We start from the raw sequence: 23987 nt of genomic DNA, 5'->3' as shown, positions 1-23987 counted from the left end.
TGCTTTTTGTACGCAGAATCAAGTGAACATTTTTGTGATAGTTAGACTTGTTACAACTTAAATATTCGGCAGTGGGTTGGAAAAGAGCTGCTACACATTGAGGATTCCGAAATGAATATACAAAACAAATTTAGCAAAGCTGTATTGATGTTTGTGCCTGCAATCCTGTGGATACCTGTAGCTGCACTCCTGTCATTTGAAGGGGTATGGATGACACCTGTAGCGCCGCGACATGATCATAAAGCCTTTATAGATTATGCGAAACAAGCAGTGTCGGATAGTTTGAAAGGCAATGGTGTAGTAGTACTTTTGGAAAATGGCAAGGTGGTGGAGCGCCATTATCAAACAGCAAGTTCAGACGTCGCGAGCGTCGATGGTGATACTCTTTTCCCAGCAGCTTCAATGAGTAAATTTATCGCGGCATTATCTATTCATACTCTGGTCCAACAGCAAAGAATTGAGCTAGATGATCCCGTTGAAAACTACATTACTCGCTGGAGTTTGCCACCCAGTAATTTTGACCACGACCAAGTGACTATTGCACGTTTGTTAAGTCACACTGGCGGACTCACCGATGGCTTAGGTTTTGGTGATTATAGTCAAGATGAATCTTTGCCGAGCCTGGTTGAGTCGCTGAATAATCCTCGCAGCTCCGCTGGTGAAAAGAAAATCGTAGTCGGGATCGCGCCGGGAAGTGAGTTTCAGTATTCAGGCGGCAGTTATCTATTGCTGGAGTTGCTCCTTGAAGATGTAACAGGTGAGAGCTATGCCGCCTGGGTCAAGCACAATGTCTTTACGCCCAGGGGCATGGCGCGAACTAACTTTGATTTCATTCAATCCGATGAAAATAGTACACCTTTCTACGATGCAATGGGGCAACAAACAGCAGCATTTCAATATGCGTCTTCTGCAGCCACTGCGATGAATACTTCGGCTAATGATCTAGTTGCATTACTTCAATCAATTATCACTGAGCCGCAACTAATTGAGGCCTTGTCTACGCCTATGGCGAGCGTAATGGGAGCACCGATTTGGGGGCCCGGTGCGATGTTATATGCGCCTTTAGCCGATGGTCAATTTGTCATTGGTCACGATGGCAGTAATGACCCCGCCATCAACACCAGTATCCGCATCAATCCTGTGTCGGGTGATGGGTATATTGCATTAGTTTCCGGCCACCAAACCCTAGCATCAGAAATAGGCTTTGAATGGGTGCTGTGGCAAAGCGGAAAGCCTGATTTCATTTATTCAGATAGAGCAATCAATTCTTCCTTACTACCCATAATAGTTGGCTCTGTGGGCTGGGTCATCTTGCTTATTGTGTACTTCACAGTCACCAAGAGACGTACCCCAAAGTAGCGCTAAAACAGCTCTTAACACCTCTAACTTAAGACCGGAGCAGGTGGGTTTAAAGCCCAGCGCGATCGCTATCACTTATACGTTGCGTACATTTGCTCACGGGCGAGCCACTGTACGCGTGCTATAGGCCTGCGTTTTACATTACTTTGAAGCAGGTCAGTACGATCTGCACAGTATTAGATACGCTCTGCAAACATTGGTTTAACGCTCTGGATTAAAGTGTTTGTACTTTAATCATTAAGAGTGAATCAGAAATGAAATTTAACACAAACAAGTACTTAGTAATTGGTGCGAGTGGTAAAACCGGTTCTCGGGTTTATCAAAAATTGCATGATTTGGGTTTAGACGTGCAAGGCGCGAGTCGCAATGGTGAGATCCACTTTGACTGGCAAGCACCAGAAACCTGGGCAAGGGCGCTACTAGGTGTTGATGCAGTCTACTTAACTTATTATCCAGATCTAGCGATGCCCCAAGCTCCTGATGATATCGCGAAGTTCTGCGCACTAGCCAAAATCAAAGGCGTAAAGCACATCACACTGCTCTCTGGCAGAGGTGAGCCTGCGGCACAGGTGTGTGAGGAAATCGTTCAAACGTCAGACTTAAGTAATACAATTGTTAGAGCCAGCTGGTTTAATCAGAATTTCTCTGAAGGTATGTTCCACAACTTTATTGTGGCCGGGACAATAGAGCTGCCAGTTGGTGCAGTGGGTGAGCCTTTTGTGGATGTGGATGATATTTGTGACGTTGTTGTTGCGTCACTGCTTGATGAGCGCCACAACGGTAAGCTTTATGAGGTGACCGGCCCCGAGTTACTGAGTTTTGCCCAATTAGCCGATATTTTCTCAAAAGTACTGCAAACCCCGATTTCTTTCGTCGAAGTGTCCCTATCTGACTTCGTAGCAACACTCCGGGATCAGAAGGTTGATAGTCACGTTATAGATATGCTGACCTATTTGTTCACTGAAGTACTCGATGGCAGAAACGCTTATGCAGTAGACGGTGTTGAGCAAGCCTTAGGTAGATCTGCAAAAACTTTTGAACAGTTTGTGATTGCTAATCAGAACCATTTTGGCAGAGGCTCTCATGTTTGATTTTGCACTGACTATTACTGAAGGGATCATGCACTTGTCCATAGTGATTATGGTGGGCCTGTACTTTATTTTCAGTAATACCATAATGACTGTACTGGCGGGAAATTTTTCCGGGGCATCCGTTATGATTGAAATAAACCGTCAAATATTGAATCCGATTTTTTTGGCGTTGTTTGTTTTATCGGGTATTTCAGGGCTGTATTTTTTCTTCGTATATTCTGGAGTTCAAGCACTGGGTGGATTGCTGTTTTTCGCGGGTACTACACTTGTCACTATGCTGTTTAATGTACCGCTTAACAATGGACTTAGAGATGCTCCCAAAGCAAATCTCCAGAATGTATGGCAAGTGTATTTAAACCGATGGGTTCGTTGGAATCATGTACGCACTATAAGTGCGGTGTTGTCAGGCTTTATGTTGTCTGTCTAAAACGTTATTTAAAGTGCTAGAGGTGAAAAAAATGAATTTTGATTACAAAAATCGCGTTAACACACCTATTAGCGATGAGCCCATTGGCCGATTGCTAGACAGTTTGCGAATGGAAAGCGCCTTTTTCACCCAATCTATTCTAACCGCGCCCTGGGCCATGGAAATGCCCCCGATGCATAACTGCATGATGTTCCACTTAGTATTGGAAGGTGAAGCTACGTTCCACAATGGCCCTGAGAAGGTAACCTTACATGGCGGTGACTTTATGTTGTATCCCAAAGGTGAAGGACATAGGCTCAGTGATGGTTCATGTTCATTTTTTACCCCGCTACATGACTTACCGATAAAAACTGTGACAGAGCGCTATGAGACTCTCGAGTATGGTGGCTCAGGAACACCTACTTCAATGGTTTGTGGGGTTTTGCTGTTTCAACACCCACTGGCAATTAAACTACTCGGTATTCTACCTTCATCTATTCTTATCCGACGTAACAACAGTACTCCAGACAGCATTGTTGAGAATATCGCGGATTTGTTGAAGAGTGAGACCAACCAAATTGGCATTGGTGCAGAAGCGGTGATAGCGCGATTAGCCGACATCATGGTCATAACCGCCATGCGGCGTTATTTGCAGGAGTTGGGCGATGATAAAACAGGCTGGTTGGGTGCCTTGGAAGACGACCGCATCGGTAAGGCGTTAAAGCTTATTCACGATGCGCCTGCGCATCATTGGTCGCTCGACGAGCTCGCTCAGCGAATTGGTATGTCGAGAACGAGTTTTGCCAATCAGTTTAAAAAACTGGTGGGCAATACGCCTATAGAGTATCTCACTGAATGGCGCATGTCGTTAGCGTATTCACGTTTGCAGCTATCAAAAGATTCTATTTTGATGATAGGGCTTGATATTGGTTATCAGTCTGAAGCCGCTTTTTCGCGTGCCTTTAAAAAAGTTATGGGTAAAAGTCCTACTGAAGTCAGAAAAGCGTATCAAATGGCAATGTAGTTGCCCAGGTTTCTAATTGTATTTCCGTTGCAGCTCTTAGCTAATGGAACGCTTTGTACGATCTGCAAAAAGTTGTATTCGACGCGTCAAGTTCCTACCCCTAGCAATCCATATACTGATTTTGACATATTGAAAGCGTGCTGAACGACAAAGTAGCGTTTGTTTACTTCCAGACAGTTCTGACGTCAGCTATAGCAATCGTATCTTCACAGTTTGTCGTGCAAATGTCGTCACCGACAGCAGTGTCTTTCACCTAATTTATCTGCGAACAGGAGGCAGTGATGATAAACGTTAAAAAACTCAGAGAGCAACGCAATTGGTCACAAGAACAGCTGGCAACTATGGCGGGTTTGAGCTTGCGAACAATTCAGCGCGTTGAAGCAGGTAACCCTGCAAGTCGTGAAACACTTAAATCCCTTTCTGCTGTTTTTGAAGTACATACGGATGAATTAACAGAGAGAGTAACAATGATCGATAAACATTCAGGAGCTTGGCAAAAGGTACCCAGGTACATCTCATATTCCCTCTGGGGGATCAAAGAGAGACATCATGCGATAATAAGTATTGTGCTTTTAATAGTGTGTGGTATTGCATTTTATCTAACCAGTGGTTGGGGTGACCCAATGAGTATTGCCGCTTTCATGTGGTTAGGCGTATACCTTGCCGCTGTTGGATGGTTTGCATACGCGGTGCGCTGGGTTGATAACAAACGGCTTTGGTAGCTTGTGTATTATGGGTGGCTTCATAGCAGTCTATACAAATCATTTGAACTATGTCGTCGCCTAGTGTTTTACTCAACAGCACATAGACTTTCCCGATATGTCTTGGTATCACCCCCGCTGAAAAAGCATGTGGCGCTTTGGTCTACTTTTGCAATACATCGTTTTAAAACGCTATTGAGATCGCAAACGCGCGACATTCTTCACAAAATAATCGTAATAAGGGTGGTCTTTAGGGGCCGCAGCCAACGCTCTTTCTGCGTAATTCAGCGCTTGGGCGAGGTTATTCTGCGCCTCATAACCATACGCAACGCCTGTAATTGCATCAGGGTTTTGCGGATGATGAGACAGATTATGCTTGAACAATTGCATTGCGATATCTGGGTGCTGTTGCCAGCTAAAGTAATATCCTAATTCACGCACTACATTCTCTGGTGGGGTAGGATCTACACCCCACTGCTTGCCCAGTTGCAAATAGTAGCTGTCGATTACCTGCATATCGGCAGTGACGTGCTCCCGGGCAAATACCTTGTTCATAAAAAATGACTGATACGCGTTGAAGATCCCCGCTGTAGCGGTTAATCCATGAGCCACTCCAGGATGTTCGTTTACCACTAATTTTATATTGTGGTTTTCATTATTTGTAAACGCAGACAAAAGCGCATCGTAATAGGGGCGCATCGGCAAACCCTCATTACCCATATTCATAAAGAGATAAGTGGGTTTTGCAGGGTGAGTTGCTAACCATTGTTCCGTTCTTTTGACCATCGCCCCAGTGTTCCACCATACTGCCGGGCTATAAGCGATATGAGCATCGAATAGCCCAGGCCGTTGTTGCATAGCGTAAACACTAAACGTACCGGCAGCCGAGGCGCCAGCTATGATGCGTGTTGAGTGTGTCCGGTAACGTTTCTCAACATCAGGGATCAGTTCCTGTTCGATAAACGCAAGAAATTTATCAGCGCCACCTCCCAAACCAACTGGGCCATTGGTGTCTTCATTAACAGTAGGGTACATATCGCGAAGCCTATCGGTATTTTCAATAGCTACAATGATAACCTCAGGTGCTGCATTAGCTTCTTGCAACCTGTTCAGCACCTCCTTCATCAGTGGAATATTTTCTGCACCATCCAGTCGATAAATCACCGGGTAATGTTGTGAAGTTTCGGCATAATGCTTCGGCAGTAACACGTTGTACTGCCGCTGCTCGTCAAGTATTTCAGACTCAATATGCACTAAATCATAACTGTCTGCTAAGCAAGGAAGGGAAGACGCGAGACAAGCTAATAACGTTAATATCCAACCGAAAAAATTCATGACAATCCCTGGCGTTTTTTTCACTCTAGCAAAAATTTGATGGCGTGTATGCAAATGTATTTTGCTTTAACAGGCTCGAAGAACTTCGTATCGTATTGATAATTCAGGAAGTACTAAAAACGTCATTGATAGGGCAAGCTACGCCCCAGCGGCAAAGTGCTTCAGCCAAACTACTTCAAAACCACATTGGCATTTTGAACATCGCCTTCGAATTCTCGCCAGGAAGCCAGACTAACCAGAATGGGTGTATCGTTGTGCATTGTGATCAAACATGGCTTTCAATGGCAATGTCAGAACGCATTGTGGCTTTGTCTTTACCGGGAGGAGCGCCAAATAACTTGCGGTAGTCGCGACTAAATTGAGACGGACTTTCGTATCCAACCTGATAACCTACACTGGCCACTTCGTGCTCGGTGAGCAGTAATCGCCGGGCTTCCTGCAAGCGTACCAGCTTTTGAAACTGGATCGGCGTTAATTGTGTAATGGCCTTGAAATGCCGGTAGAACGACGCCGGGCTCATATTGGCCATATCTGCAAGGTCTGCCACGGGAAAGGTTTGGTGATAATGTTCCCGCAACCAGGCAGTGACCCGACCTATGCGGGCGGTTTCACTGTCTGAGTTACCGGTTTCCTGAAGCGCCACGCCTAGTGGCGAGCGGAGCAATCGCCAGCAGAGTTCTCGCTGTATTAGAGGCGCCAGTACTGCAATGTCTTTCGGATGATCTAATAGTTCCAACAAGCGAATGAGAGGATCGTACACATCGTCAGGCGCTCTTGCCGTCCTTAGTGCCTGGTGACCATTGCGGTTAGTTTGTTGGCCTGAAACCACTCCCGCGGAATCAGCTAAAAGCGCGGCCAACATGGCTGGATCTATCTCCAGACTGAGGGCGAGATAAGGATAGTCTGGCGAGGCTTCAATGATACGTGATATTACAGGCATGTTGACCGAAGCGAACAGGCAATCACCGGTTTGATATTGCACGGAAAGATCACCCACAGAAGTGAGCTTAACCCCTTGAAGTACGAGGCAAAATGACGTTTGATAGAGTGCACGAATAGTGCCACTTGGTTCGGTTGCCCGTGTTAGCCGCAAGCCCGCGATTGCATTGTCGGAGCCGTGCTTGAACCAGCATGACGCCATTCGTTTACGAAGTAGTGTTAACCCCTTGCCATCAGTCGTATCTGCCAAGCACATTTCGTTTCCCTTTTCGAATTGAATCAACACGCTCGTTGACTGGCTTTAGTCTACCTTTTACAAGTTCATTCGTCACAGTTGATAGGGCAATTGATAGGATTGTGCAATAACCTGAGATTTTCTGCCAATTGCAAAGTACAAAGTGCAATTAGTATAACGTCTCCAACTTAAGGAGACTTCCAGATGACTACTTCGAACGCAGTGAATAACCTTCAACAGCCAGAATGCCCATCGGCGCTTAACTATCGCACACTGGGCCGCTCTGGTTTGTTTGTGTCTGAATTGTGTTTAGGCACGATGACTTTTGGCGGCGGCGACGATATGTGGGGCATGATAGGCAAGCTGCAACAACAACAGGCTGATGAGTTAATGCTCACCGCCTTTGAAGCTGGTATTAACTTTATCGACACGGCAAATGTGTACGGGCACGGCAACAGCGAGCGCATAGCAGGCCAATCTATCAGAAATTTGAGCGTGAATCGCGAAGATGTCGTGATCGCCACTAAGGTATTGGGCCCGATGCGAGCTGGACCCAATGCGCGCGGAGCATCAAGAGGACACATCCTGAATGAATGCAAAGCCAGTCTTAAACGCCTGCAAACTGATTATATAGATTTGTACCAAATTCATGGGTTTGATCCAAAAACGCCCATGGAAGAGACCTTAATGGCACTCAATAGTTTAGTCGAGCAGGGGCATATTCATCATATTGGCTTATCGAACTGGGCAGCGTGGCAGGTGATGAAAGCGGTGGGTATTAGCAACGCAAAAGCACTGTGCCCTATTATCTCCTTACAAGCACATTACACTCTGGTTGGCCGGGATCTCGAACGTGAAGTTGTGCCCATGTTAGAATCAGAAGATATTGGGTTGATGGTGTGGAGCCCGTTGGCGGGTGGCTATTTGTCTGGGAAATACGAAGGAGAGCAAGTCGCAGAAAACAACCGGCGAACTAAATTTGATTTTCCGCCAGTCAATCGGGAGCGAGGTCGTGTTGTGATAAAAGTCATGCGAGATATAGCTGCGGGGAAAACAGTGAATGGGCGAGTGGTAAGTGTGGCCCAGATTGCATTAGCCTGGTTGTTGCATCAGCCCGTGGTTACGAGTGTGATCATTGGGGCGAAACGGGTTGACCAGTTACAGGACAATATTGCCGCTGCGAGTATTACCCTCTCAGGTGATGAACTAGCCGCTTTAGATAAAGTGAGTCGACTTCCGTCTGAATATCCGGGCTGGATGATTGAAAGGCAAGGGGAGTATCGCGCATAATTAACGAGAACGTGCTGAAATTATTCAGCACGTATGAGCTCTAATGCCAACGCGAATAGTCGTGACTACGCTTATTCCGCCCCACTTACAATTTGTACCTGGGTCAAATCTGTATCACCTTTGATAACTTTGTAAATCGCGTCTTGCACTAGCGTACGCATACCGTCTTTCATGGCCTGTTTTTTCATGTCAGCCACACTACCTTCTTTATACACCAGGCCGCGTAGTTCCGGCGTCATGCTTAGCAATTCGTGTACGCCAGTTCTGCCTTTATAGCCTGTGTCACCGCATGCTTCACACCCTTTCGCCCTGTGCAGACGGATGGGATTGGGCAGGTTGAGTTCGTCAAGATAGGCTTCTCCGTACTGGCGCTTTATAAAGGCGATATCATCTTCGGTGGCGTCGTACTCCTCTTTACAATTTTTGCACAACGTGCGTATTAACCGTTGAGCCAGAATGCCTACACAGGCATCAGAGAAGTTCACCGGGTCGAGGCCTAAGTCGAGCAAACGGGTAATGGTTTCCGGTGCTGAGTTAGTGTGAAGCGTGGACAGTACCAAGTGACCAGTAAGCGAGGCTTCAATACCGGCGTGAGCGGTTTCTTTGTCACGCATCTCACCGATGAGAATGATGTCTGGGTCGGCCCGCAAGAATGCGCGTAAGGCGTTGGCAAATGTAAAGCCAATTTTCGGACTTACCTGCACTTGCTGAAGGCCCGCTTGTGTAATTTCCACTGGGTCTTCTGCAGTCCAAATTTTCTTCTCAGGCGTATTCAAATACCCCAGCACAGCGTGCAATGTAGTGGTTTTACCGGAACCCGTTGGGCCTACGACGAGCAATATCCCGTGGGGTTTTTTAATCATGCTTTCCAGGCGATGCATATTGGAAGGGGCAAGGTTCATCTTTTCAATAGGCATGGCGCCACCTGACGCCAGAATACGCATCACCACACCTTCACCTGCCACAGTGGGAATGGTTGCTACCCGCACTTCGACCAGCTGGCCATTGGTACGAAAAGCGAGCTTACCGTCTTGTGGAACTCGCTTTTCAGCAATGTTGAGGTTAGATAAGATTTTAATGCGAGCGATAACTGCATTGTGGTATGACTGTGGGATTTGACTCATGTCACGACACACACCGTCGATACGCATTCGCACCCGCGTAGGCCCGTTCTTTTCAGGGTCAATGTGAATATCTGATGCATCCAACCGTTTGGCATCGTGTAAGACGCGGCTAACCAGCCGCACAACAACGGGCGCGTCGTCAGACATCTCGTCGACGTGCTCGTCTTTCTCGTCATCTCCGGCACTAATCTCGTCGAGTATTTCGCTCATGTCACCAGGTGAGCCACCCGCACTACCGTCACCCAAGTATTGTAGAATCTGATTTGGAAGTCCTACAGCAATCTCGTAGCTGTCGATACCCATGGCACTTTCGATTTCCATAATCAGTGCCGCGTTATTGGGTTCTGCCATAAGCACAATTGGACGGTCGTGGGCGTCGGCAATAACTGCCACAAGGTTTCGCTTCAGATACGATTGATTTAAGCGGCTCTCGTTTTGGAATAAGTGATATTTCTCAGGTACGAAGCCGATGTAAGGCACCTGATAGTGTACGGATAGAGTATTTCCGATGTCACCTTCGCGGATTCGATGTTCTGACATCAGCCGCTGAATGATAGTACGTTGATCCGCCGACCCTTCCACTATGTCGTTTAAAACAGTGGGAGAAATCTGATTTTTGTGGAGCAATAAATCGAAGGGATTGTTAGTACCGCCGAGTTCATAACGGAATTTGTTGCCAAGCAATTCGGTGAGTTGCTCGGCAAGTTCGAGATCTTTGTCGTTAAAAGGACCGGTTTGTTTATTGATAACCTGCATAACGCCCAACAACACACCGGCATTCATCACTGGTACGCACAGAATATTGTTGGTTTTAAAATTGCTGCTTTTATCAAATTTATCAGCAAATCGAACACGCGGGTGAATACTGGCCAACTCTTCTTTGTCGTACGGGTTTGCAATCAATACAGGGCGTTGGGCCAATGCGACATAACCGGCGATAGAAAGTGGCGAAATAGGGACCTTAATCTCTTGCGTGGCCTTCCCCGTTTTAAACCGGGCGACTAAATCCTGATGTTGACGTCGGCGCTGAAAAATACTCATTCGCTGAGCATCAAATAATTCGAGAATAACCGGCTCAATGTCACTAAAGGCATCCAGTAAAGAGGTATGCTTTTCTAAAAGCGTGCTTATATTGTCAAAGGCAAGCTGATAACGGCTGTTTTCGTGCATAACGGATCTGTTCACTTTATTGTTATTACGACATGCTGCAATGCCTGCATATAGCAGCAGATGGCAGGGAGTTCGTCAATTATTAGTCGTTCACAATATACCTTTATATGTAAAGCAGCAACTTGACCGTAGTAGGGCTTTCGCGGTTGGGGGGAGTTTCGTTGGTGCTGTACAAATATAGATCAATTATTCGCATATAAGCCTTGCGCCGATTGGATAAACCTGTATAATTCGCGCCCACTTGCCCGGTACAACTTGTATTAGCGGCATGGGTTTCGGCCGCATCTTCACTGCTTTTAGGGTTGATGCCAAAGTTACGGCAACGGCTAACATCGTCGACGTAGCGGGCGAGTCAGAAACAAAGAACAAGATTCCAATTGGGAATCACTGGTTTATACGCACGTCTTTTCATCCCGAAGTACAAAAGGGAGTGAGAAGATGATTTTTTTGTTCTTTCGATTGGAGCTTAATCGATGCCAAATCAAAGAATTCGTATTCGTCTTAAAGCGTTTGATCACAAGTTGATCGATCAGTCTACGGCTGAAATCGTTGAAACGGCGAAACGTACTGGTGCTCAGGTAAGCGGTCCTATTCCTCTGCCTACTCGCAAAGAACGCTATACAGTTCTGGTTTCTCCGCACGTCAACAAAGACGCGCGTGACCAATACGAAATCCGTACTCACAAGCGTTTGGTAGACATCATCGAACCAACTGATAAAACAGTTGATGCGTTGATGCGTTTGGACTTGGCTGCTGGCGTTGATGTTCAAATCAGCCTGGGCTAATAAGAGAGGGTATTAACAATGGCGATTGGTCTTGTCGGTCGTAAAGTGGGTATGACTCGCATCTTCACTGAAGATGGCACGTCTATCCCTGTGACTGTTATCGAAGCGACCCCAAACCGTGTTACTCAGTTACGCACTGAAGAAACTGACGGTTATCGCGCTCTTCAGGTTACTGCTGGAACTAAAAAAGCGAACCGCGTCAACAAAGCACAAGCAGGTCATTTTGCTAAAGCTGGCGTTGAAGCAGGTCGTTCTCTGGTAGAATTCCGCCTGGAAGACAACGAAGGTGCCGATATTGAAGTGGGCAGTGAAATTACTGTAGAAATCTTCAACGACACTAAGAAAATTGATGTAACTGGTACATCTAAAGGTAAAGGTTTTGCTGGTGCAATCAAACGTTGGAACTTCAGTTCACAGCGTATGACACACGGTAACTCTTTGTCTCACCGCGCACCTGGTTCAATTGGTCAAAACCAATCTCCAGGTAAAGTTTTCAAAGGTAAGAAAATGGCTGGTCAGCTTGGTAACAAGCAAGTGACTACTCAATCTTTGGAAGTTGTACGTGTAGACGTAGAAAACAACCTTATCCTGGTTAAAGGTGCCGTACCTGGCGCAACTGGCGGCGATGTTATCGTTAAGCCAGCTGTTAAAGCGTAACGTCTGGGGAGTGAAGTGATGGAATTAACATTGAAAGATGCGCAGAGCGCTCTTGAAGTATCCGAAGCGACCTTTGGACGTGAATTCAACGAAGCCCTGGTTCACCAGGTAGTCGTTGCTTACGGTGCAGGTTCTCGTCAGGGTACTAAAGCGCAAAAAACGCGTTCTGAAGTACGTGGTGGTGGTAAGAAGCCATGGCGTCAAAAAGGCACTGGTCGTGCCCGTGCCGGTACTATCCGCAGCCCAATTTGGGTTGGTGGTGGCCGTGCATTTGCTGCCAAGCCTCGTGACTTTGATCAAAAAGTTAATAAGAAAATGTACCGCGGTGCTATCAAAAGCATTCTGTCTGAACTGATTCGTCAAGACCGTTTGGTTGTTGTTGAGAAGTTCGCAGTAGATGCGCCTAAAACCAAGGAATTGATAGCTAAGCTGAACGATCTGGATTTGAACGACGTTCTTATCGTAACGCCTGAAGTTGATGAGAATTTGTTCCTGTCTGCACGTAACCTCTATAAGGTTGACGTACGTGACGTTGCTGGTCTCGACCCAGTAAGCCTGATCGCTTTTGAAAAAGTGCTGATGACTGCTGATGCAGTGAAACAGCTTGAGGAGGCGTTAGCATGAACGAAGAACGTCTACTGAAGGTGCTCCGTGCACCTCACGTTTCAGAAAAGTCTACTATGGCTGCTGAAGCGGGCAACACAGTTGTATTCAAAGTAGCTAAAGACGCGAACAAAGCTGAAATCAAAGCAGCAGTTGAGAAACTGTTTGAAGTTGAAGTAGCGGGTGTTCGCACTGTGAACGTTAAAGGTAAAACTAAGCGTCACGGCATGTCTTTCGGTAAGCGTAGCGACTGGAAAAAAGCGTATGTATCGCTTAAAGAAGGTCAGGACATCGACTTTGTCGGTGGCGCTGAATAAGAAGGGGATTAGAAATGCCATTATTGAAAGCTAAGCCAACTTCTGCCGGTCGTCGTCACGTTGTTCAGGTTGTTAATCCTGATCTGCATAAAGGTGCACCTTATGCGCCTTTGTTAGACAAGAACAGCAAGTCTGGCGGCCGTAACAACAATGGTCGTATTACTGTACGTCACATTGGCGGTGGTCATAAGCAACATTACCGTATTATTGATTTCAAACGTAACAAAGATGGCATTCCTGCCAAAATTGAGCGTTTGGAATACGATCCTAACCGTTCTGCTAACATCGCATTAGTGCTGTACGCAGACGGTGAGCGTCGCTACATTCTGGCACCTAAAGGTCTGAGCGCAGGTGATGCGATTCAGTCTGGTTCTGATGCGCCTATTAAGGCAGGTAACTGTCTTCCTATGCGTAACATTCCAGTAGGTTCTACTGTACACGCTATCGAAATGAAGCCTGGCAAAGGCGCGCAAATCGCTCGCTCTGCTGGTCAATACGCTCAAATCCTGGCTCGTGAAGGTAACTATGTTACTTTGCGTCTGCGTTCAGGTGAGATGCGTAAAGTATTGTCTGACTGCCGTGCAACAATCGGTGAAGTGGGCAATGCGGAACACATGCTGCGTTCATTGGGTAAGGCCGGTGCGAGCCGCTGGCGTGGTGTTCGTCCTACCGTTCGTGGTGTTGCCATGAACCCGGTTGACCATCCACACGGTGGTGGTGAAGGACGTACATCTGGTGGCCGTCACCCAGTTACTCCATGGGGTGTTCCTACCAAAGGTAAGAAAACCCGTAGCAACAAGCGTACTGATAAACTTATCGTACGTCGTCGTAACAAGTAAAAGCGAGGATTCACCATGCCACGTTCTCTCAAGAAAGGTCCATTTATCGACCTTCACTTGCTGAAGAAGGTAGAGGCTGCAGTGGAAAAGAACGATCGTAAACCAATTAAAACCTGGTCTCGTCGTTCTATGATCATCCCAGATATGATTGGGTTGACCATTGCGGTCCATAACGGTCGCCAGCACGTTCCTGTCATTGTCAGTGACGAAATGGTCGGCCATAAGTTGGGCGAATTTGCGCCAACGCGTACTTACCGCGGCCATGTCGCGGATAAGAAAGCCAAACGTTAAGGGGTAGGAAGATGGAAGCACTAGCTAAACACCGTTTTGCCCGCACGTCGGCACAGAAAGCGCGCTTGGTTGCGGATCAAATTCGCGGATTGCACGTTGAAAAAGCTCTTGAAGTTTTAGCGTACAGCCCGAAGAAAAGCGCAGCATTGGTTAAGAAAGTACTGGAGTCTGCCATTGCAAATGCAGAACACAACGAAGGTGCTGATATTGACGAATTAGTAGTTGCGAAGATCTTCGTTGACGAAGGTCCAACAATGAAACGTATCAAGCCACGTGCAAAAGGACGTGCTGATCGTATCTTTAAGCGCAGCAGCCACATCACTGTAGTTGTAGCGGATAACTAGGAGTAGACAATGGGACAGAAGGTACATCCTACAGGTATACGCCTGGGTATCAGCAAACCATGGACATCTACCTGGTACGCTAATACTGCAGATTATGCTGATAACCTGTATAACGATCATCAGGTGCGTCAGTACCTGACTAAGCAACTTAAAAACGCATCACTGTCAAAAATCGTGATCGAGCGTCCTGCGAAGAGCATCCGTGTGACTATTCACACCGCTCGTCCTGGCGTAGTCATCGGTAAGAAAGGTGAAGACGTAGAAAAGCTGCGTAACTACGTGTCTAAGCTGGCCGGTGTGCCTGCTCAGATCAACATTGCTGAAGTACGTAAGCCAGAGCTGGATGCACAGTTAGTCGCTGATAGCATCTCTAGCCAGCTTGAGCGTCGTGTTATGTTCCGTCGCGCTATGAAGCGTGCAGTACAAAACGCAATGCGCCTTGGTGCTAAAGGTATCAAAGTTGAAGTTAGCGGCCGTTTGGGCGGAGCAGAAATTGCTCGTTCTGAATGGTATCGCGAAGGCCGTGTTCCACTGCACACTTTCCGTGCGGACATCGATTATGCCACTTCAGAAGCGTTGACTACCTACGGTATCATCGGTACTAAAGTTTGGATCTTCAAAGGTGAGGTTCTGGGCGGTTTGCCTACAAACCAGGAGCCGGCTGCGCCAGCTCAACCTAAGAAGAAAGGCCGCAACGCTAAGCGAGAGGGCTAATCATGTTACAACCAAAACGCATGAAATTTCGTAAAATGCATAAAGGTCGTAACCGTGGTCTTGCTATTGCTGGCAGCAAAGTAAGCTTCGGTACTTATGGCCTGAAAGCAGTTGGCCGTGGTCGTATGACTGCGCGTCAAATCGAAGCAGCGCGTCGTGCTATGACTCGTCACGTTAAGCGTCAAGGTAAAATCTGGATCCGGGTTTTCCCTGACAAGCCAATTACTGAGAAGCCTCTTGAAGTGCGTCAAGGTAAAGGTAAAGGTAACGTTGAGTACTGGGTATGCCAAATTCAACCTGGCCGTGTTCTGTACGAGATGGAAGGGGTTCCTGAGTCTCTGGCACGCGAAGCGTTTGAACTGGCAGCGGCTAAACTGCCATTTAAAACAACCTTTGTAACTCGGACGGTGATGTAATGAAAGCGACTGAACTGAAAGAAAAAAGCGTAGAAGAGCTGAACGCAGAGTTGTTAAACCTGCTACGCGAACAGTTCAACTTGCGCATGCAGCATTCAACTGGTCAGCTTGAAAAAACAGACCAGCTGAAGAAAGTGCGTCGTAACATCGCGCGTGTTAAAACCATTCTGACTCAAAAGGCTGATGCGTAATGACTGATCAAAAAATTCGTACAGTACAAGGTCGTGTGGTTAGCAACAAAGGTGATAAATCTATCACTGTTGTTGTTGAGCGTTTCGTTAAGCACCCAATCTATGGGAAGTTTATCAAGCGTTCTACTAAGCTTCACGCCCACGACGAAAGCAATGTTGCTAACGAAGGCGATACAGTCACTATTCGTGAATGTCGTCCCGTATCCAAGACTAAAACTTGGACGTTGGTTGACGTTGTAGAAAAAGCCAGCATGTAATTGCTTGTTTTTCTCTGAAAAAGCCCGGTTTAACCGGGCTTTTTTGTGCGTGTTTCATTATTTTAATACTTTGTTACACACTCCTTTCTATCTTATCGATCTAACAGCGTATTCTCGATATTATACTCTGCACACACATGCGTAATGGCGGCGAAACAGCCCGCTGGTGTGGCGTGCAAAAACATCATAATAATAATTCCCTTGGAGAGCTTAATGAAATCACCAAATAAAACAGGCTTCTGCTTCACCTTAAGCCTGGTAGCAGCATCGATGATGGGATGTTCACCGGCGACAGAAACTTCGCAAATAACTACACAGCAGGAAGCGTCTGTCTCTACTGAGCAGACTGAATCTCAACGTCTTAATGCATGGTTTGAAACACAGTATGAAGCGCAACTTCAACGCTCGCCCATGACCATGACCATGCGGGGTAAGAAAGCTCGCTACGGGGAGATTGACGATTTATCGGAGAAAGCCACCGACGAGCGATTCGCGCTGGCTGAAGCGGCCGTAAAAGAAATGAAGGAAACCTTCGATTACGACAAGTTGGATGATGCAACAAAGATTTCCTGGAACATCTTCGAATACCAGTTTGAACAGCAAAAAAGGATGCGTCCATTCCAACGTCGTAATTACATCTTTAATCAGATGTTCGGTATGCACACCATGTTGCCGACTTTTATGATCAATTATCACAAGGTAGATTCTGAACAAGATTTGAAAGACTACATCAGCCGTTTATCGCAAGCCGGTCGTGCGATTAATCAGCTCATTGATCAAGCGCGCATTAATGCCGATGAAGGTGTAAAGGCGCCGTATTTTGCCTACGAGAAGGTAATAGAGCAAAGCGAAGGCATATTGTCTGGGAAGCCTTTTGATGACAGTGAAAACGACTCGGCGTTAATGGCTGATACCAGAACAAAGGCACAGGCATTGGTCGATAGCGGCGTAATTACGCGAGAGCAGGCCGATGCCTATTTGCAAGCGGCCGAAGAAGCGCTTAAAACCAGTATTGGTCCGGCGTATCAGAGTTTAATCCAATGGTTCGGCGATGACCTGGCTGATATGGACAAGGTGGCAAAAGGCGTGTGGGCATTACCTGATGGTGAAGCTTACTACAATGCTATGTTGGCTCAGTCTACTACAACGGATATGACTGCCGAGGAGATCCATCAACTTGGCCTTAAGGAAGTCGCACGTATTCGTCAGGAAATGGAAAAGGTAAAAGGGGAGATGGGGTTTGAAGGTTCGTTGCGTGAACTTTTCGATTACTTCCGCGAAGATAAAGACGATGCACGCCTGTTTTACCCCAATACTGACGAAGGGCGTGAAGGCTATTTGTCTGACACCCGTGATTACATCAATGCGATGAAGGAAAAACTACCTGATTATTTTGGGCGGTTACCTAAAGCTGATCTGGTCGTAAAACGGGTTGAAGCATTCAGAGAGCAGCCGGGGGCAGCGCAGCATTACTTTCCAAGTTCACCAGACGGGTCAACGCCAGGTGTGTATTACGTTCATCTGATTGACATGACCATGATGCCTAAAAGCGAAATGGAGGCGATTGCGTATCACGAAGGTGTGCCAGGCCACCATATGCAAATCGCCATTGCTCAAGAACTGGATAAAGTTCCTACGTTCAGAACGCAACTTTTCTTTACCAGTTATGTGGAAGGTTGGGCCTTATACGCTGAACGTCTTGCCAGCGAGATGGGTGCGTACAAAGAGCCCCTTAGTAACTTTGGACGGCTACATTCAGAAATGTGGCGTGCCATCCGTTTGGTCGTAGATACCGGTATTCATGCCAAAAAGTGGACAGAGCAACAGGCTATAGACTACTTCCTCGATAATTCGCCTGTTTCGGAAGGGCAGGCAGTTTCAGAAATCCAACGCTACTTTGTTATGCCGGGGCAGGCCACCTCTTACAAAATTGGTATGATTAAAATTCTGGAACTCAGAGAGAAAGCCAAGACTGCGTTGGGGGATAAGTTTGATATTCGTGAGTTCCATGACCTCGTGTTAGGCGGTGGCGCGGTACCATTGAATACATTAGAACTGATGGTAAATGATTGGATAGCCAGTAAATGAGTTTGTTGTGCCGGATCGAGGGCGAATAACCCTAGCCGGCACGTTTCAGTACCCGTTCACATTTCTGCCGCCATTCGTCATCAAGTACTTCTAAGTTGACGAAATGGGCGGCGCTTTCCGCTATTCCCTTGTCGTAGACGGCTTGCATTAACGCCGCAATGCTTACGGTATTTTCCGGCCTGGAAACCAGGGAAACAGTGTCACGGATGCGCACAGTTCCCGTTTTCAATACGCGGTAATACCAGCCCGTTATGCCTTCATTTCCCACAAATCTGTCTAGATTTTTGACCCCATAGCGATGAGATATCTTGTTGCAGGGAGCCCGTGGTGCGCTCACCTGCAATACAATATCGCCAACTTTGTATACATCACCGATGTATACGTTTGTATCATCCATTCCCTCTACCAGCATATTTTCGCCTATAGAACCTTTGTTAAATGAGGTGTCAGGATAAGCCCGGCGCAGTACGTCGTAGCCGCGGAAACTGAACTGGTGTAGCACTTTTTCCGGTCCGCCGTGAAGTTTTTTGTTGCCCTGTTCATCTTCTTTAGTGCTGTCTTGGTATACCGTTAAATTGTCTACCGGTAGTTTTTGAATTGCGCTTGGCGCGCCTCTGGGGCCAAAAGGTACGGGCTTTGCCGCGAAAAGTGAATCGATGAGCATGGTATTCTCCAGCAGAGTTGTTGCTGTGGCAAAGAGAATGCAGCAACAGGAACAATAAAAATATTTTGCATTACACAGTATACGGTTTAAACCTTTATCATCATACAGGCGACAAACCTATTAAATAAAACAGAATTACAATTAAGAGAACACCTAATGACAACGCATTATGCCACTGTGGTTGAGGCGACACAGGCGGGCGTCCGGCAGCAGGACGCAGCAGTGATTAAAGCCGCCCAAAGTGGAGATAGGCTCGCGTACCATCAGTTGTACCAGCAGCACGTAAAACGCGTGTACGCGCTCTGTCTGCGTTTGACCGGCGACCATGGCCTGGCGGAGGACGCCACCCAAGAAGTATTTATACAACTGTGGCGAAAGCTCGATAACTTCGACGAGCGCAGCCGGTTTACTACCTGGCTTCACAGCGTTACTGCAAACGTCACTATTAGTTATATGCGAAAGCAACGAAATTGGTTTCAGCGTATGTTCTCGTTAGAGGGGGGCATGGCCGAATCACAGGAAGCGCAAATGTGTAGCAGTGAAGTCGATCTGGATAGTTACATACGACGGTTACCGGAAAAAGCCAGGCTGGTTTTTGTGCTTCACGCCATTGAGGGGTACCGACATGAAGAGGTGGCAGACATGTTAAATATGGCGGTGGGTACCAGCAAAGCGCAATTTCACCGTGCGAAACAATTACTTAAAGAATGGATGGGCTTTGAAGATGCGTGATTTCGAGTCTGAATTGGCAAGGCAGGTTGAGGCATTGCCCGAAGAGGTCTCACCGCAACGAGACCTTTGGCGGGGTATTGCCCTTGGTTTAGAAACAGGCAAACAAGCGCCTGCAAGGAGAACGGCGCACTGGTCTGCGTTAGTAGCGAGTGCTGTTGCAGTGGCTGTAGTGTGTTTCTCTTTGATTTGGCAAAACGGCGATTCGCCCGAAAATAAAATGGCTTCCGGTAATGCCTTAGTACAGGTAATAAGCCAGCAGCATCAAGCACAAGTAGAGGCTTTGCTAATTCAATTTGACGGACAAGCTGCATTGAGCAGTAACTGGAAATCCCAGCTAACTGAGCTTGAAAATGCGGCTACAGCCATCAAGCGAGCGTTAGAAGAAGATCCGGACAACACCGCATTACTGGGTATGTTGCAACATGTATATCAACAACAACTTTTGCTAATTGAGCGAGTGCACGCGCCCAAGTGGCAGCAAATTTAACAAAAGGGCGTAAAAATGAACCAAGTAATTAATGCATTTAATCATCACAGAGTAAACCGGGTTACATGGTTGTCGCAGGTAAAACGCGCAGCCGGTTTGGCACTAATAAGTACGATCGCAACTGCGTTTGCCTTCGCCGGAGAGACCATTAACGAAGAAGCCGTTACCAGCTCAACGCCAAATATTGAAATTGAGCACGTGACCGGCGTCGCTACAATTAAAGGCTGGAACAAAGACCAGGTGAAAGTAACTGGTGAGCTGGGTAAGCTAAGTGAAAAATTTATTTTTGAGCACGATGACAACAACGTACTTATTAAAATAGAAACCAAACGGTATAAACAAGACTGGCGCAGCGGAGATGTCAGTAAAGGTGACAAGCTTACTATTTTCGTCCCTGAACGAAGTAAAATAAGTTATACCGGCGTCATCGCTAACGTTGAGGCTAGTGAATTAAAAAGTGACGGGAAATTCGAGTTGGTTAACGGAGAACTGAGCTTAACTGACCTAAGTGGAAGACTAAAAGTTGAATCGGTAAACGCTGACGTTGCAATGAAGAACCTTACCGGGGTATTGAGTGTTGAAACTGTAAACGGCGATATCTCAGGGAATCATCGCGGAAGTGATGACGTTCGGCTCATGACCGTTAACGGCGACATCGACTTCACGGCTCAAACTCCAACTGTAGCTATCGAGTCAGTTAATGGCGATGCCAACATTACATTGGGTGAGATTCGCTCGTTATCGCTCACCACCGTAAATGGCGACATGACAGCGTCACTGAACTTACTCGATGATGGTGACATAGACGCATCCAGTGTGGGGGGGACACTCAGCCTTAACTTTCAGCGGCAGGTCTCTGCGCGTTTTGAACTGCAAGCTCACGCGGGAGGGGATATTAAAAACCGCCTAAGTGATGACAAACCCAGTGCGGCCAAATACGGCCCCAGCAAATGGTTGAATTTCAATTTCAACGGCGGCAAAGGCCGGGTCGATATGTCAACGGTTAACGGTGAGTTGCGTATCGGTACATCTGGCAAGTAGTGAAAAGGGTACTGATAACTAAATTGGTACCCTTTTGGCTTCTCATTTTTTCCGGAGCTAAGTATCTGCTATTCCTGCAAATTAATGATGCTGTCTGAAAATCATCCCTGCGGACAATATCAGTAGCATTGCAATTTAGCGCAATTCGGGGAAAATATCAGATCCCTTGGATCCGGATATACCATCGTGAAAGCTGTTTCATCCTCAAAAGACAAAAATATCGAAAAGCTAAAAGTACCACCCCATAGCATCGAAGCCGAGCAGGCCGTGTTGGGCAGTATGCTTATCGACCCCGATAGTTGGGATAAAGTGGGTGAACTGGTAACAGATAGCGATTTTTACAATCATTCTCATCAGGTGATATTCAAGGCGGTGTTGGAACTGCTTAGTAAGAGCCAGCCGATCGACCTTATTACCGTATCTGAAGCGCTTGAGCATCGCAACGAGTTGGAAGATGCCGGTGGTTTTGCATATCTCGCCGAATTAGCTAAAAACACACCGAGCTCCGCCAATGTTACCTCTTACGCCAAAATTGTGAGTGAGCGGGCGATTACTCGTGAACTTATAGGAGTAGCGCATGAAATTGCAGAAGTGGGCTACAACCCGGAAGGTCGCGACAGCGCAGATATTCTTGATATGGCCGAAAGTAAGGTTTTTGAGATAGCTGAAAAGCGCACCGGTGAAAATGAAGGCCCGCGGGATGTGGATTCTGTTCTGGACAAAACCATCAAGCGTCTTGAGGCTCTTATCCAATCCAGTAAGGATGTGACCGGTGTTACCACAGGCTTTACTGATTTAGATGACAAGACCAGTGGTTTGCAACCTTCTGATTTGATCATAGTTGCTGCCCGGCCTTCTATGGGGAAAACCACATTTGCCATGAACTTGTGTGAAAACGCCATGATGGCCGAAGAGAAGCCTGTACTGGTTTTCAGTTTGGAGATGCCCTCAGAGCAGATCATGATGCGTATGCTGGCCTCTCTGAGTCGGGTGGATCAAACCCGCATCAAAACGGCAAAGCTTGATGATCAGGAGTGGGCCCGGGTATCTAACACCATGGCCATGCTAAAAGAAAAAGACAATTTGTTCATTGATGATTCATCCGGCCTCACCCCTATGGACGTGCGTTCGAGAGCCCGGAAGCTGGCCAGAGAGCGGGGCGGTATCAGTATGATAATGGTAGATTACCTGCAGTTAATGCGGGTTCCATCACTGAGTGAAAATCGGACGTTGGAAATTGCGGAGATATCTCGGTCGCTAAAAGCCCTGGCAAAGGAATTGGAAGTGCCTGTTGTTGCTCTGTCTCAGCTGAATAGGAGTTTGGAACAACGCGCCGACAAGCGCCCTGTTAACTCAGATCTCAGAGAGTCAGGCTCTATTGAGCAGGACGCCGACTTAATCATGTTTATATACCGAGACGAGGTCTATCACGAGAACAGTGAATACAAGGGCATTGCAGAAATCATTATTGGTAAGCAGCGGAATGGTCCCATCGGTACCAGCCGACTTACCTTTCAAGGGCAATTTTCGCGGTTTGACAACTACGCAGGCCCTGCCTTCGATGATGAATATTAAGCTAAAACAAGCGTAGCAACAGACATAAAAAAGGCGCCGGTTAAGGCGCCTTTTTCGTGTTGAGATTGCGTAATATTAACGCTTTTCCGGTACTTCAACAATCGCAGAAACGCGGATTGAGATGCGACGGTTAAGGCGGTTGGCTTCCGCAGAACTACCTTCCATCAGCAGATTAGATTCACCAAAGCCTTCAGTAGACAGGCGTGATGGATCAATACCGTATTCGTTGACCAGTACATCTTTAAACGCTTCTGCACGACGCTTAGACAGATCCATGTTATACGACTCGGTACCTGGAGCCGATGCGTGGCCTTCGATCACAGCCGTTGTCTTTCCGTAACGTTTGAAGAAAGCTACGAAATCCTGAATATCTTCAGAACGAGGTTCAGCAACTACGGCGCTGTTATTCGCGAAAAGTACGCGCAGTGTGTGAGAAACTTCTTCTTTATCGAAAACAGTACAGCCGTCTGCATCAACTTTATCGTTCATCGGTGTGTTTGGACACATATCTTTGCCATCAGCCACACCGTCGTTATCGCTATCTGCGATAACTGCACAACCCTTGCTGTCTACATTAGTACCAGCTGGTGTATTAGGGCACTGATCCATACTGTTCAGTACGCCGTCATTATCGTTGTCACCATCAACAACCGGAGCTGGCTTGTTATAAGTAGACTTAGGAGACTGGCCGATTGGGAAGGTAAAACCTACTTTCACACTGTAATCGTAGTATGAATCATCAAAATCGCGGTACGCGGCGATTTCAGTTGTGAGTTTGACGTCATCGTTCAAGTTCCAGTGTTTACCGATACCAATGTTTGCCAGATTGTAGTTTTCGTCGAGGATTTGACGTTTAACACCAGCAAACAGATACCACAAATCGTCTGGCATGAAGTAAACAGCATCTACTCCGAACATGTGACCTGAAACGCTGTCAGCTGAGCCCAGTTCTTGCGTGTAGTCGAGGTCAAGTGCGGTGTACTCACCACGAACGGCCCAGCTTTCGTCGAAGCGCCAGCCGTATTCGAAGCCAAAACCTGCGCCGTCATCGGCGATGTCCGGGGCGGGTTTCTCTGGTGTGGTATTGTAATACATACCGTGAATACCTAACCAACTATCGAATGGCTTGTTTTGTTCCTGTGCTGCCACTTGTGATGAAGTGATAACAGCAAGCGCCAGTGCTGTAAACTTAAATGTTTTTTTCATTTCCACATCCTGTATAACGTTGAGTGATTCATTTAATCAAAGGATAATACCGATAAGCACTATATGTGCCAATTATCAAAAAGGCGTAAAGTTGAAGGGAGCAAGA

The 23987-nt window shown here is 46.8% G+C and carries 27 protein-coding genes; 22 read left to right on the top strand and 5 right to left on the bottom strand.

What is annotated here, in order from left to right; translation table 11 throughout:
- The first annotated feature begins 111 nt into the window (after positions 1-111).
- The 5 genes from KO518_RS17670 to KO518_RS17650 all read left to right on the top strand — a co-directional run bounded on the left by KO518_RS17670 (position 112) and on the right by KO518_RS17650 (position 4602).
- Entirely contained in the window at positions 112-1359 is a 1248-nt protein-coding gene (locus KO518_RS17670) for a serine hydrolase (RefSeq protein ID WP_216027181.1), read from the top strand.
- Between the two features lie 254 nt (positions 1360-1613).
- A complete protein-coding gene (locus KO518_RS17665; protein ID WP_216027180.1) occupies positions 1614-2450 on the top strand; it encodes an NmrA family NAD(P)-binding protein in 837 nt (278 codons plus the stop codon).
- Positions 2443-2877, top strand: coding sequence for an anthrone oxygenase family protein (locus tag KO518_RS17660; RefSeq protein WP_216027179.1), 435 nt, complete (start codon positions 2443-2445; stop codon positions 2875-2877). The genes KO518_RS17665 and KO518_RS17660 overlap by 8 nt, the downstream gene beginning before the upstream one ends.
- Positions 2878-2908: 31 nt before the next feature.
- A complete protein-coding gene (locus KO518_RS17655; protein WP_216027178.1) occupies positions 2909-3880 on the top strand; it encodes an AraC family transcriptional regulator in 972 nt (323 codons plus the stop codon).
- 281 nt (positions 3881-4161) lie between these two features.
- The gene (locus tag KO518_RS17650; RefSeq protein WP_252736267.1) at positions 4162-4602 is read left to right on the top strand and encodes a helix-turn-helix domain-containing protein; all 441 of its coding nucleotides are present in this window, start codon (positions 4162-4164) and stop codon (positions 4600-4602) included.
- Between the two features lie 171 nt (positions 4603-4773).
- On the opposite strand, the gene KO518_RS17645 is transcribed toward KO518_RS17650, so the two are convergent.
- The gene (locus KO518_RS17645; protein ID WP_216027177.1) at positions 4774-5916 is read right to left on the bottom strand and encodes an alpha/beta hydrolase-fold protein; all 1143 of its coding nucleotides are present in this window, start codon (positions 5914-5916) and stop codon (positions 4774-4776) included.
- Positions 5917-6181: 265 nt separating this feature from the next.
- Complete coding sequence (locus KO518_RS17640) at positions 6182-7105, bottom strand: AraC family transcriptional regulator (protein WP_252736266.1); 924 nt, start codon at positions 7103-7105, stop codon at positions 6182-6184.
- 189 nt (positions 7106-7294) lie between these two features.
- Between KO518_RS17640 and KO518_RS17635 the strand changes: the two genes are divergently transcribed.
- Positions 7295-8380, top strand: a complete 1086-nt coding sequence (locus tag KO518_RS17635) for an aldo/keto reductase (protein WP_216027175.1) — start codon at positions 7295-7297, stop codon at positions 8378-8380.
- A gap of 71 nt (positions 8381-8451) precedes the next feature.
- Here the strand turns inward: KO518_RS17635 and KO518_RS17630 are convergent, their stop codons facing one another.
- Entirely contained in the window at positions 8452-10674 is a 2223-nt protein-coding gene (locus KO518_RS17630; RefSeq protein WP_216027174.1) for a GspE/PulE family protein, read from the bottom strand.
- 473 nt (positions 10675-11147) lie between these two features.
- On the opposite strand from KO518_RS17630, the gene rpsJ reads away from it, so the two are divergent.
- The 12 genes from rpsJ to KO518_RS17570 all read left to right on the top strand — a co-directional run bounded on the left by rpsJ (position 11148) and on the right by KO518_RS17570 (position 18176).
- Complete coding sequence (gene rpsJ / locus KO518_RS17625) at positions 11148-11459, top strand: 30S ribosomal protein S10 (protein WP_008845776.1); 312 nt, start codon at positions 11148-11150, stop codon at positions 11457-11459.
- An 18-nt stretch (positions 11460-11477) separates the two neighbouring features.
- Positions 11478-12116 (top strand): 50S ribosomal protein L3, encoded by a 639-nt coding sequence (gene rplC, locus KO518_RS17620; protein WP_216027173.1) that lies wholly within the window; start codon positions 11478-11480, stop codon positions 12114-12116.
- 18 nt (positions 12117-12134) lie between these two features.
- The gene (gene rplD / locus KO518_RS17615) at positions 12135-12740 is read left to right on the top strand and encodes a 50S ribosomal protein L4 (RefSeq protein ID WP_216027172.1); all 606 of its coding nucleotides are present in this window, start codon (positions 12135-12137) and stop codon (positions 12738-12740) included.
- A complete protein-coding gene (gene rplW / locus KO518_RS17610) occupies positions 12737-13036 on the top strand; it encodes a 50S ribosomal protein L23 (protein ID WP_216027171.1) in 300 nt (99 codons plus the stop codon). The genes rplD and rplW overlap by 4 nt, the downstream gene beginning before the upstream one ends.
- A gap of 14 nt (positions 13037-13050) precedes the next feature.
- The gene (gene rplB / locus KO518_RS17605) at positions 13051-13875 is read left to right on the top strand and encodes a 50S ribosomal protein L2 (RefSeq protein ID WP_216027170.1); all 825 of its coding nucleotides are present in this window, start codon (positions 13051-13053) and stop codon (positions 13873-13875) included.
- 15 nt (positions 13876-13890) lie between these two features.
- Positions 13891-14166 carry a 30S ribosomal protein S19 gene (rpsS, locus tag KO518_RS17600; RefSeq protein WP_216027169.1) on the top strand — a complete coding sequence of 92 codons (276 nt, stop codon included), beginning with the start codon at positions 13891-13893 and terminating at the stop codon, positions 14164-14166.
- An 11-nt stretch (positions 14167-14177) separates the two neighbouring features.
- On the top strand, positions 14178-14510 hold the full coding sequence (gene rplV, locus KO518_RS17595; protein WP_020745230.1) for a 50S ribosomal protein L22: 333 nt from the start codon (positions 14178-14180) through the stop codon (positions 14508-14510).
- Between the two features lie 9 nt (positions 14511-14519).
- Positions 14520-15224, top strand: a complete 705-nt coding sequence (gene rpsC, locus KO518_RS17590; protein ID WP_070125804.1) for a 30S ribosomal protein S3 — start codon at positions 14520-14522, stop codon at positions 15222-15224.
- A 2-nt stretch (positions 15225-15226) separates the two neighbouring features.
- The gene (rplP, locus tag KO518_RS17585; protein ID WP_216027168.1) at positions 15227-15640 is read left to right on the top strand and encodes a 50S ribosomal protein L16; all 414 of its coding nucleotides are present in this window, start codon (positions 15227-15229) and stop codon (positions 15638-15640) included.
- On the top strand, positions 15640-15831 hold the full coding sequence (gene rpmC / locus KO518_RS17580; RefSeq protein WP_119499835.1) for a 50S ribosomal protein L29: 192 nt from the start codon (positions 15640-15642) through the stop codon (positions 15829-15831). The genes rplP and rpmC overlap by 1 nt, the downstream gene beginning before the upstream one ends.
- Entirely contained in the window at positions 15831-16088 is a 258-nt protein-coding gene (gene rpsQ, locus KO518_RS17575; protein ID WP_216027167.1) for a 30S ribosomal protein S17, read from the top strand. The genes rpmC and rpsQ overlap by 1 nt, the downstream gene beginning before the upstream one ends.
- 213 nt (positions 16089-16301) lie before the next feature.
- Positions 16302-18176 (top strand): DUF885 family protein, encoded by a 1875-nt coding sequence (locus KO518_RS17570; RefSeq protein WP_216027166.1) that lies wholly within the window; start codon positions 16302-16304, stop codon positions 18174-18176.
- Positions 18177-18207: 31 nt separating this feature from the next.
- On the opposite strand, the gene KO518_RS17565 is transcribed toward KO518_RS17570, so the two are convergent.
- Positions 18208-18840, bottom strand: coding sequence for an MOSC domain-containing protein (locus KO518_RS17565; RefSeq protein WP_216027165.1), 633 nt, complete (start codon positions 18838-18840; stop codon positions 18208-18210).
- A gap of 156 nt (positions 18841-18996) precedes the next feature.
- On the opposite strand from KO518_RS17565, the gene KO518_RS17560 reads away from it, so the two are divergent.
- From KO518_RS17560 to dnaB, 4 genes are all read left to right on the top strand, one after another.
- Entirely contained in the window at positions 18997-19572 is a 576-nt protein-coding gene (locus tag KO518_RS17560) for an RNA polymerase sigma factor (RefSeq protein ID WP_216027164.1), read from the top strand.
- On the top strand, positions 19565-20059 hold the full coding sequence (locus KO518_RS17555) for a hypothetical protein (RefSeq protein ID WP_371742355.1): 495 nt from the start codon (positions 19565-19567) through the stop codon (positions 20057-20059). The genes KO518_RS17560 and KO518_RS17555 overlap by 8 nt, the downstream gene beginning before the upstream one ends.
- A 15-nt stretch (positions 20060-20074) precedes the next feature.
- Positions 20075-21100: a DUF4097 family beta strand repeat-containing protein gene (locus tag KO518_RS17550; protein ID WP_216027162.1), complete on the top strand. Its 1026-nt coding sequence runs from the start codon at positions 20075-20077 to the stop codon at positions 21098-21100.
- 186 nt (positions 21101-21286) lie between these two features.
- Complete coding sequence (gene dnaB / locus KO518_RS17545; RefSeq protein WP_216027161.1) at positions 21287-22675, top strand: replicative DNA helicase; 1389 nt, start codon at positions 21287-21289, stop codon at positions 22673-22675.
- 75 nt (positions 22676-22750) lie between these two features.
- On the opposite strand, the gene KO518_RS17540 is transcribed toward dnaB, so the two are convergent.
- Entirely contained in the window at positions 22751-23881 is a 1131-nt protein-coding gene (locus KO518_RS17540) for an OmpA family protein (protein ID WP_216027160.1), read from the bottom strand.
- Positions 23882-23987: the final 106 nt, after the last annotated feature.

Origin of the sequence: Aestuariibacter sp. A3R04 (assembly GCF_018860805.1) — a bacterium.
Lineage (GTDB): Bacteria > Pseudomonadota > Gammaproteobacteria > Enterobacterales > Alteromonadaceae > Alteromonas.
This window is presented reverse-complemented; position numbering and strand designations above follow the sequence as displayed.